This is a genomic window from Ensifer sp. SSB1 (genome assembly GCF_016652895.1).
Taxonomy (GTDB): Bacteria; Pseudomonadota; Alphaproteobacteria; order Rhizobiales; family Rhizobiaceae; genus Ensifer.
The window spans coordinates 1-6,980 of the sequence record NZ_JAEPRP010000264.1 but is presented as its reverse complement, the minus strand read 5'-3'; the positions used below and the strand labels follow the sequence as shown (position 1 = coordinate 6,980).

Here is a 6,980-nt window from a genome sequence, read left to right as displayed (position 1 = left end):
GTTTTCAAGCACATAGTCGATGGCGCGATTGCGCGCGCCGCCCGGCCCCGCATTGCGGCCGAAGACGACGTGGATGTCGGGATGAGCGGCAGAAAACAACAGCAACTGGTCGAAGGTTTCGTGCCGCGGATCGCCGTCGACGGAGACGACGATGGCGATCCGGCAATCTGAAAGCACTGACGCCAGTGCGGACTCAATCGCCTCGAGCGCCAGCGCCGCGTGCCCGTAGAGCGGCATGGCAATCGCGATCAGGTCGCGTGGATCGCTACTGCTGGACATGAGACGCACCACCCGACTGTTTTACCATCCGGAAGCCCGATACCTTGAGCCATGAAAAGTCGACGGAGTCGGTGACCGCACGGCTGAGGATCATCAGATCCATGGGCTGGCGCACCGGCTCGTCCAGTTGGAAATTGATGTTGATCGGCTGTTGGTTCGTCACCTCGCGCCAGCCGCTGAAAAAGGCTGAAGGCTTGGCAGAACCTTTGCGGGCGAGCTCGGCAACTTCCGAGCGCGCGTTCGAATTGGCGGGTGCCAGCAGGAAGCTGACGGCGGCAGGCGCGCCCTTCGGATGATCGACGATGGCGCTTGCGGAAAACGATATGGTTCCGGGCTCCACGGCCCGGCCGATGGCGCCGGCCGACACGCCGCTCGGTAGTGGATGGCAGACCACCGCGTGTTCGTGCTCGAGGAAGCGTACCGTCTGGAACTCCGGAACCACCGGAGTGACAGAAACATCGACGATCTGGCTCAACAGATCCACCGACAGCCGATAGTCCTCGATGAAGTGACCGTCGAGCAGCGCCGTTGGCGCGATCATGTTGGGCATGCGTGCCGGCTTGACGCCGGGAAGGCCCGTATAGATGCGGAACGCAAGCGGTCGCAGGTCAAGGTCGGCATGACGCGTTTCAGAGCGTGCCGTGTAATGCTCGCTGGCGATGGGATAGCCGAGCGAAAGGCCGATGGTTTCCGAGCCGGTGGTCGACACCCTCACCCGCAGGGTTCTTGCACCGCCTCCGCAGGTGCGCGGCAGGGCGAAGAAATTCCAGGTTGGGACCAGCTGTGAAAACGGCACGGACCATTCGGCCACCCCTTCGCCGCTTTCGACATAGCTCAGCACAACAACCAGCTCGCCGCCATCTCGCGGAACCGAATTGAAGTGAAGCGCAATGCCCGCCACGCCATGGCTAGAAACCGGCAAGAGCTGTTCGACGAAGGCATTGGCGATCAGATGGCCGATGCCCTCATCCTTAGGGTCGACATAGGGATCGTGCGCAAAGACCTCGGTGACCGGCTCCCAGTTGCGGGCCTGAAAGGCATCTTCGAGCGCGCGGTAGTTTTCGAGCAGCGTTTCGCGCTCGCGGCGCAGCAGCGCAAGCTCCGAGGTGATTGCGCTTGAAAACCGCGCAAGACGCCCGACGCCGCCATCGACCAGCGCCTGAATGAGGGCTGCACTTTCCGTCGCCGTGTGTGCGCTCAAGCGTTTAACCGGAAATTCCGGCACTGTGCCAAGCGCGCGCAGGGATACGAGCCGCTCCGCAAGGTCCTCCTCCCCCTCCTTCGAGAAAGCGAGCCCGATCAGCGGGAATACGTTTTCGAGAGTGGTTTTCTCCCGATCCCCTGCAGGAAGGAAATGGACCAGATGCTCGATGCCGCTCCCTTCGACACTCGCCCTGTCGTGATCCGATGCCACCACCAGCTTTCGCTTCGCCTGCGAATACCTCACGCCAGAAGACATCAACTCTTGCACGCGCCACCTTCAAAAAAATGAACAACTTCCCTCTGAAGTTGAATTCGCCGAGACGAAATAAGTCGGCGAATTCAAGCTCCTACGAAAAATCATATCAAGGTTATTTGCAGTGCACAATAAGTGATATTCGTGTTTTTCGCGAATTAATACTTCAGATTTTGAAGTATTATGCAGATGAGACCAGTGAAATATTAGAGGTGTTGGTGCTATTTGTCGCCTTATCCAGCAACATCATCTGTCGGGCGATGCAATCACCCAGCCGGAACCGCTGCTCGATCGTCCGACGGGCGGCCGCACGGATCTCGGTATACTTTTCCGGATGCCGCAACGCTTCGGAGACGACACCCGCGAGCGCGTCCGTATCAAAGAACGGCACGAGGATGCCGTTGCGACCGGAACTCACCACTTCCTGCATCGGGGCGGTATCCGACCCGATGACAAGCGCGCCGCAGGCCATGGCTTCCAGCACCGACCAGGAGAGCACAAAGGGATAGGTCAGATAGATGTGGGCCGCGGAGATCTGGAAGAGTTGCCGCAGCACGGCATGCGGCACGACGCCCGGAAACAGGAACCTGTCGGCCGGCACATCCAGGGACTGGAGGAGATAGTCCTTCCAGGAGCCTCCGCCCGGTGGCGGAGCACCGTAGCTGACGCCATCCCCCCCGACGAACACGAAGAGCGCCTCGGGGTGCTCGCGCGCGACTTTCGCAGCCGCGGCAAGCGCCTGTGGAAAACCGCGATAGGGCTCGAGATCACGGGCGACAAAAGTGACGATCGGCGGATCGCCGGCCCTCAGCACCCGCCCATTGGGAAGCTTGAGGGAGGCCGATGGATCCGGCCGGAAGACACGGGTATCCACACCCTCATGGCAGACCGCGATGCGTCCGCGGTACTCGGCCGGATAGAGGCTTCTTTGCCATTGGGTCGGACTGATGCCACCGTCCAGTGCCTCTAGCGATAGGAGCTGGGCCATGTTGCGCAGACGCAACCGCTTTCGCGTATCCGAATCGGGCTGATCGTCCGGGGCAAAACCGATGTCCGCCCCCTCGGCGCGATAGAAGAATTCGCAATAACCGAGTGCTGGAACGTTCGGCAGCACGTCCTTAACGAACATCATGCTGCCCCAACCGGTGTGCCCGACGATGACATCAGGCACCTGGCCCTGCTTCGCCATCGCCTCGAAGGTCTCTGCGACCCGGTAACCTATCCGGACGTGGTGGTCCGGGACGCCCAAATGCCTTGCCATTTGCGCATTGGCCTGTGGTCCCGGCTCCGCCCTGTGGCGGATAACCCGGGTGGACGGCAACCGCTGGTCCACGGTTTCCGTCACGAGGGTTACTTCGTTTCCCGTCTGCGCCAAATGGGCCGCGAGAGCGGCGAACTGGCAGAAGCCGCGCCGGTGTACAAATGCTACGTGCATGTTCCTAGCCTTTTGCCGATGAAAGGTGAGCGTTCGCGCTGCGGCTCAGATGCCGTAGCGCGTCGCATTCCCCCAAACCAGCTCAAGCCGGTGCAGCGTTTGAAATGCGGTTTCGAGATTGCGCCGGTCCTGCTCGCCGTGACTGAGCACCCTCTCATAGGCGCCGGCGGCTTTCCTGAGCGAATCGCAGAGCTGCCTGCCCTTGTCGGAAAGCCGGATGCGCGCCGAACGCCGGTCGCGCTGCGACGCAGCCCGGTCGATATACTCCCCATCCCCCAGCTGTTTCAGATAATAGGAAACATTGGAACCGACATAGTGGCCGCGATCCAAAAGCTCAGCCACGGACACTTCGGCATCGCCGATCGCGAGCAAAACCATGGCTTGCGCCGGGCCAATATCGTCGACGCCAAGCTTCGTCAGCTCGGTGCGCAACAGGCCGGTAAACCGTCTGCTTGCTCGCTCCATCATCCGCGCCAGCTCGAAATAAGTGACCACGGACGCTTCGCTCTCCTGGTCTATATTTTCATGTTCAGGGGCACTACCAACGGCGTCATCCCCGGGCCGGATGGTAACAGCGCCGCCAAAATCTGCGAACGGATAGAGAATCCTTTGATTCATCCCTCTCTCCAACTAAGCATTACTACGATATTCAAAAATTACTTCAAATTTTGAAGCAATTTTTCGCCCCCTTTACTCCCCCCGAATACGACTATCTTGAGCATTCCACCATTATTGTGTCACACTTATCACGGCAACACTGTGATTTAAGTGATAACAAACAAAATAGCTTCCTCAAGACCCCAGCGAACTTATCCAGAAAATCGCCACGCGTGACAGCAAACGAGGCAATATGATTAGCAAGAACCAAATTGGGCCAAAGACGGCGCAAAATGGAGCAAACGATCCACGACTGCTTATTTTGAAGGCACGCCGCGTGTTCGTTTTGGCACTTATTTATGCGGCGCTGCTGAGCGCTTGCATCGGCATCTTGCAGCTCTCCACGCCGCTTTACATGATGCAGGTTCACGACCGGGTCCTGAACAGCCAGAGCATGGACACGCTCACCATGCTGACGATTCTGGTGATCGGCGCGCTCATCATCTACGGCGTGCTCGAATACATCCGGGCACTCACGTTCCAGGCGATGGGCAGTGCGGTCGTGCGTTGGCTGAATTTGCCGGTGCTGACGGCTGCGGTGCAGGCAGCGGCCGATCAAGGGCTGACCCGGGCGACCCAGTCGCTACGGGACCTGGCGGAGCTGCGCAGCTTTCTCACGACCTCCGCCGTCAGTGCGCCACTGGATGCCGCCTGGTCGCCAATCTTCCTCGGTGTGCTCTTTGCGCTGCACCCGATGTTCGGCCTTCTCGGCGCCATCTCAATTGCCCTGCTCGTGTGTTGTGGATTGCTGACTGATTTGCTGACTCGCCGGCTGATGAAAGAGGCCAATCAAGCCAATATCGAGGCCGTTTCGAAAATTGGTGCGAGCTTGCGCCATGCCGAAGCTATCGAAGCCATGGGCATGCTCCCTGCGCTTGCCCGGCGCTGGCGCGCGGCACAGATGCATGCGCTGGATTCGCTTGAAGTCAGCGGCAGCCGAAGCAAGGCGATGGCTTCCATCACGCGTTCGCTACGCTTCATGATTCAGGCGGCGGCATTGGCAACAGGCTCCATCCTTGTGATGAAGCAGGAGATCTCTCCCGGCGCGATGATGGCGACAACCATCCTGGTTGGCCGCCTTCTTGCCCCATTTGATTCGATGATCGAAAACTGGCGCCAATGGGTTTTGGCGATCGCCAGCTGGCGCCGGATCGAGGCCGCACTCAAGGAAGACCTCGCCGTACGCCAGACGATGCCCCAGCCACGTTCGCAGGGCGATCTCGTCGTCGACAAGCTGGTCTATGCCGCACCCGGTCTCGATGTGCCGATCATCAAGGGAATCGGATTTACGCTTTCGCCCGGCGAGGTGCTCGGCATCGTCGGCCCGTCGGCTGCTGGAAAGTCGACGCTTGCGCGCCTGCTCGTCGGGATCTTGAAGCCGACCACCGGCGGCGTCTTTCTCGACGGGAATAACGTCTATCTTTGGGAGCGCTCCTCGTTCGGGCAGATGACCGGCTACCTGCCGCAATCCGTATCGCTGCTCGAGGGGACCATCCGCGATAACATTTCGCGCATGGAGGAAGGTGAACCACAAAAGGTGCTCGACGCCGCCCGCCTTGCCGACGTGCACGACATGATCGGCCGTCTGCCTCTCGGCTACGACACACCTGTCGGGGATGGCCATCTCACGCTTTCCGGCGGCCAGAGACAGCGCATCGCACTTGCCCGCTGCCTATATGACCGACCTCGCCTCATTGTTCTCGATGAGCCGAACGCCAACCTCGACGCAATCGGTGAACGGGCGCTGATCCGCGCAATCGAGCGCGCCCGCAACGACGGCGCGATCGTCATCATGATTGCCCACCGGCCAACCATCATGCAGGCGGCAGACAAGCTGCTTGTCCTTGAAAACGGCCGGATCACCCAGTTCGGACCACGCACCGACGTGGTTGCATCCATGACCCCCGGCGAACCGAGACGGGAAGGCGCTTCCGCATGACAAACAAGCCAAAACTCCCGATCGCGCGAGATGCGCAGACCGTAGTGACGACGGGGGCCCGGGAGAACCTGCCCACGATCGTCGACAGGCCACATCCACTGCACGCCCTTCAGTCCGAAGTCGAGGGGAGCGCCTCTGCCCCTTTGCGCGGCGTGGTCCTTGCCGGCCTCACGACCATTCTCGTCGCCTTTGGCGGCTTTTTCGGCTGGGCGTTCTCGACCGAGCTCAGCAGCGCGTCGGTCGCAAGCGGCACGATCGTGGTCGATTCGAAACGCAAGACCGTCAGCCATTTCGAAGGCGGGATTCTCAACCGGTTGCTCGTCCAGGAAGGTGATCGCGTCACGGCCGGCCAGCCGTTGATGAAGCTTGAGGACACCCGCGCTCGCTCTGACCTGAAGGCGCTCCAGAGCCGACGCATAGGACTGATCGCAAAACTTGCGCGGCTTCGTGCCGAACAGACCGGATCGACCGCAATCGCCTTTCCGAGCGACCTGACTGCGACACCGGATGCGACCGCCGAGGACGCGATCAAAGCGGAAACGAACTTCTTCGATAGGCGCCGGGAAGCCAAAACCGGTCGCCTGGAGGTTCAGGGCAAGACGATCGAGGAGTTTTCCGAAAAGGCGAAATCGCTGGCGGAGCAGATCCGCGCAACCGATCGCCAGATCGAACTGATTACCGAACAGCGCACGTCGATCGCAACTCTGGTCGAGAAGGAATACGCACAGCGCTCGAAGCTGATCGAGATCGATGCCAAGCTCAGCGAACTTGCTGCGACCCGCGGCGAGCTCGCGGGCAACAAGGCCCAGGCGGAAAAGGCGGAAGCCGGCGCTGAACTCGGATTGACGGGAATCGAGAATGAATTCCAGTCGGAAATTGCCGGTGAAATCACCACGGCCCGCCTTGAGCTTTCCGATGTCGAAGAGCGACTGGTGTCCGCCAAAGACGTCCTGACGCGCCTCGACATCCGCTCGCCTCAAGCGGGCATCGTCACCAACATTCAGCTACGCACACCGGGCAGCGCCGTGTCGGCCGGTCAGCCGTTGCTCGATATCGTGCCTGAGGACGAACCGCTTCTCGTCGAAATGCATGTCGGCACCCGCGACATCGACAGCATCGACATCGGCTCGAAGACGCAGATCCGGCTGACTGCCTACAACCAACGCACGCACCTGCCTCTCGACGGCGAGATCAGCTACGTTGCGGCCGACCAG

6 protein-coding genes are annotated in these 6,980 nt (G+C 60.5%); 2 read left to right on the top strand and 4 right to left on the bottom strand.

What is annotated here, in order from left to right:
- The 4 genes from I8N66_RS35165 to I8N66_RS35150 all read right to left on the bottom strand — a co-directional run.
- Nucleotides 1-279 (bottom strand): glycosyltransferase family A protein (locus I8N66_RS35165; protein ID WP_291164510.1); only part of this gene is annotated, 279 nt, incomplete at its 3' end.
- Nucleotides 266-1,738: a DUF6212 domain-containing protein gene (locus I8N66_RS35160; RefSeq protein ID WP_291164507.1), complete on the bottom strand. Its 1,473-nt coding sequence runs from the start codon at nt 1,736-1,738 to the stop codon at nt 266-268. The genes I8N66_RS35160 and I8N66_RS35165, both read right to left, overlap by 14 nt.
- A gap of 178 nt (nt 1,739-1,916) precedes the next feature.
- Entirely contained in the window at nt 1,917-3,170 is a 1,254-nt protein-coding gene (locus I8N66_RS35155) for a glycosyltransferase family 4 protein (protein WP_291164504.1), read from the bottom strand.
- 45 nt (nt 3,171-3,215) lie between these two features.
- Entirely contained in the window at nt 3,216-3,788 is a 573-nt protein-coding gene (locus I8N66_RS35150; protein WP_291164501.1) for a MarR family transcriptional regulator, read from the bottom strand.
- 232 nt (nt 3,789-4,020) lie between these two features.
- Between I8N66_RS35150 and I8N66_RS35145 the strand changes: the two genes are divergently transcribed.
- Both I8N66_RS35145 and I8N66_RS35140 read left to right on the top strand, forming a co-directional pair.
- Complete coding sequence (locus I8N66_RS35145; protein WP_113540602.1) at nt 4,021-5,766, top strand: type I secretion system permease/ATPase; 1,746 nt, start codon at nt 4,021-4,023, stop codon at nt 5,764-5,766.
- On the top strand, nt 5,763-6,980 hold a 1,218-nt coding region (locus I8N66_RS35140; RefSeq protein WP_291164496.1), incomplete at its 3' end, for an HlyD family type I secretion periplasmic adaptor subunit. The genes I8N66_RS35145 and I8N66_RS35140, both read left to right, overlap by 4 nt.

Bases quoted from the DNA above. Each gene is read 5' to 3' on its own strand.
- I8N66_RS35160 (WP_291164507.1), bottom strand. From the start codon at position 1,738: ATGTCTTCTGGCGTGAGGTATTCGCAGGCGAAGCGAAAGCTGGTGGTG.
- I8N66_RS35145 (WP_113540602.1), top strand. From the start codon at position 4,021: ATGATTAGCAAGAACCAAATTGGGCCAAAGACGGCGCAAAATGGAGCA.
- I8N66_RS35155 (WP_291164504.1), bottom strand. From the start codon at position 3,170: ATGCACGTAGCATTTGTACACCGGCGCGGCTTCTGCCAGTTCGCCGCT.
- I8N66_RS35150 (WP_291164501.1), bottom strand. From the start codon at position 3,788: ATGAATCAAAGGATTCTCTATCCGTTCGCAGATTTTGGCGGCGCTGTT.